The sequence below is a fragment of the Rhodoplanes roseus genome (assembly GCF_003258865.1).
Classification (GTDB): domain Bacteria; phylum Pseudomonadota; class Alphaproteobacteria; order Rhizobiales; family Xanthobacteraceae; genus Rhodoplanes; species Rhodoplanes roseus.
The window spans coordinates 1-2959 of record NZ_NPEX01000465.1; the positions used below are offsets into that span (position 1 = coordinate 1).

Annotated in this window: 4 protein-coding genes; all 4 read left to right on the forward strand. The window is 73.0% G+C overall.

From position 1 onward, the window contains the following. A partial coding sequence (locus CH341_RS30160; RefSeq protein WP_146604688.1) for an HAD family hydrolase occupies positions 1-376 on the forward strand: 376 nt, incomplete at its 5' end. Continuing rightward, entirely contained in the window at positions 373-1377 is a 1005-nt protein-coding gene (locus tag CH341_RS30165; RefSeq protein ID WP_111423174.1) for a tripartite tricarboxylate transporter substrate-binding protein, read from the forward strand. The genes CH341_RS30160 and CH341_RS30165, both read left to right, overlap by 4 nt. An 8-nt stretch (positions 1378-1385) precedes the next feature. Continuing rightward, a complete protein-coding gene (locus tag CH341_RS30170) occupies positions 1386-2519 on the forward strand; it encodes a DSD1 family PLP-dependent enzyme (RefSeq protein ID WP_281023735.1) in 1134 nt (377 codons plus the stop codon). After that, positions 2509-2925, forward strand: a complete 417-nt coding sequence (locus CH341_RS30175) for a RidA family protein (protein ID WP_111423176.1) — start codon at positions 2509-2511, stop codon at positions 2923-2925. The genes CH341_RS30170 and CH341_RS30175 overlap by 11 nt, the downstream gene beginning before the upstream one ends. The last annotated feature ends 34 nt before the right edge of the window (positions 2926-2959 follow it).

The window sequence follows — 2959 nt, forward strand, 5'->3', positions numbered from 1 at the left end:
CGCCCGGGCGGCGCTCGACAGCCTCGCCGGGCGCACCCGTCTCGCCGTGGTGACCAACTGCTCGGTGCGGCTCGGCCGGCTCGCGGCCGCCCGGCTGGCGATCGACTGGGATTGTATCGTCACGGCCGAGGAGGCCGGCTTCTACAAGCCCGACCCGCGGCCCTATCGCCTGGCGCTCGACCGGCTCGGCGTGGCGCCGCACGAGGCCGCCTTCGTGGCCGGCTCCGGCTACGACCTGTTCGGCACCGCGGCCGTGGGGCTGCGCACCTACTGGCACAACCGGGTCGGGCTCGCCCGCCCGGACGGCGCGCCGCAGGCCGATCTCGAGCAGCCGACGCTGGATCGGCTCGTCCCCTGGCTGGAGACCCTCGCATGATCACGTTCGGCCGCCGTCTCGTCTCGCTCGCCGCGGCGCTCGCGCTCACCGCGGCATCGGTGTCGTCCGGGCCGGTGTCGGCCCAGGACGCGCCGTTCCCGACCCGGCCCATCACCCTGGTCGTGCCGTTCCCGGCCGGCGGACCGAGCGACGCGCTCGCCCGCGCGGTCGCGCACGGGATGGCCGAGAAGCTCGGCGGCACCGTCGTCGTGGAGAACATCGCCGGGGCCGGCGGCACTATCGGGCTCGGCAAGGTCGCGACGGCGCCGGCGGACGGCTACACGCTCGGCTTCGGCACCATCGGCACCCACATCGCCAATGTCGCGCTGTACAAGACACTGCCCTACGATCCGCTGACCAGCTTCGCGCCGATCGGCCTCGCCGGCACGGCGCCCATGCTGGTGGTGGTGCGGCCGGGCCTCGGCGTCTCCGATCTCGCCGGGCTGAAGGCCCACATCGCGAAGAACGGCGCCAAGACGACCTATGGCAGCGCCGGTGTCGGCTCGATCGCGCATTTCGCCTGCGTGATCCTGCTCGCCGCCATGCAGCAGCCGGCGACGCATGTGCCGTATCGCGGCATCGCGCCCGCCATGAACGACCTGGTCGGCGGCCATATCGACTTCATGTGCGACCAGCCGACCACCGCGCTGGCGCAGGTGACGTCCGGCAAGGTCAAGGCCGTTGCGGTGCTGAGCGACGACACGGTGCCGCAGCTCCCCGGCCTCGAAACCGTCGCCAAGGCCGGCTATCCGCAGGTGAGCTTCCGCTCGTGGAGCGCGTTGTTCGCCCCCAAGGGCACGCCGCCCCGCATCGTCGAGCGCCTGAACGCGGCGCTGCGCGCCACCGTCGCCGAGCCCGACCTGCAGGCCAAGATGCAGGCGGTCGGCGTCGACCTGCCGCGCGGCGGCGATCTCGCGCCGGCGGCCGTGTCGACGCTGATCGCCGACGGGATCGCACGCGACGTGCCGGCCCTGAAGGCGCTCGGCGCCTCGCTGGATTGAGAGGACCCGTGACCCTCGACGACATCGACACGCCCGCCGCGGTCATCGACCACGCCGTGATGATGCGCAACATCGCCGCCATGCAGGCCCGCGTGACGGCGCTGGGCGCGACGCTGCGCCCGCACGTGAAGACCTCCAAATGCATCGAGGTCGGCCGCCTGCAGCGCGACGCCGGCGCCCGCGGCATCACGGTGTCGACCCTGAAGGAGGCCGAGGAGTTCTTCGCCGCCGGCTTCGACGACATCCTCTATGCGGTCGGCATCGCGCCCCAAAAGCTCGGTCGCGTGCTGGCGCTGCGGCGGGCCGGCTGCCGGCTGCTGATCCTGGTCGACTCGCTCGCCGGCGCCCGCGCCGTGGTCGACACCGGCCGCGCCGAGCAGCACGGCTTCGAGGTGATGATCGAGATCGACACCGACGGCCACCGCTCCGGCGTCGCGCCCGACGACGACCTGCTGATCGCCGTCGGCGAGACGCTGCAGGGTGGCGGCGCGACCCTCACGGGCGTGCTCACCCACGCCGGCAGCTCCTACGCGCTGAGCTCGCCCGAGGCCTTGGCCCGCATGGCCGAGCAGGAGCGCGCCGGCTGCGTGCGGGCGGCGACGCGGCTGCGCGCCGCCGGGCTGCCGTGCCCGGTGGTCAGCGTCGGCTCGACGCCGACGGCGCTGTCGGCCCAACGGCTCGACGGCGTCACCGAGGTGCGGGCCGGCGTCTACGTGTTCTTCGATCTGGTGATGGCCAATGTCGGCGTGTGCCGTCCGCAGGACATCGCGCTGTCGGTGCTCGCCACCGTGATCGGCCACCAGGCCGAGAAGGGCTGGGCCATCACCGACGCCGGCTGGATGGCGATGAGCCGGGACCGCGGCACCCAGTCTCAGGGCGTCGACTACGGCTACGGCGCCGTGTGCGACGCCGCCGGCACGGTCTTGGACGGTTACGTGGTCGGCGGCGCCAACCAGGAGCACGGCATCGTGGCGCGCCGCGACGGCGCAGCCGATCCCGACATCGCCGGGCGCTTTCCGGTCGGCACCCGGCTGCGTATCCTGCCCAACCACGCCTGCGCGACGGCGACGCAGTTCGACCTCTATCACGTCGTCGACCGCGACGGCGCAACGAGAACATGGAGACGCTTTCATGGCTGGTGACATCACGCGCGACACGACGACGGGCGACATCGTGGCGGCGGCGCCGTCCGGCATGGCCAAGCCCGGCGGCCACTACTCGCACGCCGTCACGGCCGGCGGCTTCGTGTTCGTCGCCGGCCAGCTTCCGATCGCGCCGGACGGCACCAAGCTGAACGAGGCGGCGTTCGAGGCGCAGGCCCGGCAGGTGCTGGACAATGTCGCGGCGGCGCTGGCGGGCGCCGGCAGCGGCATCGACCGGCTGGTGCAGGTGCGCGTCTACGTCACCGACATCGCCAACTGGCCGGCCTTCGACGCGCTCTACGCCGCCTGGGCCGGCGCGGCCCGCCCGGCCCGCGCCGTCGTCCCGGTGCCGCAGCTCCATTACGGCTTTCTGGTCGAGGTCGAGGCCACCGCACTGGCGTCCTGATACTGCTCCGTTGTGATCAGTTCGGCGTCGTTCC

Bases quoted from the DNA above. Each gene is read 5' to 3' on its own strand.
- CH341_RS30165 (WP_111423174.1), top strand. From the start codon at position 373: ATGATCACGTTCGGCCGCCGTCTCGTCTCGCTCGCCGCGGCGCTCGCG.
- CH341_RS30175 (WP_111423176.1), top strand. From the start codon at position 2,509: ATGGCTGGTGACATCACGCGCGACACGACGACGGGCGACATCGTGGCG.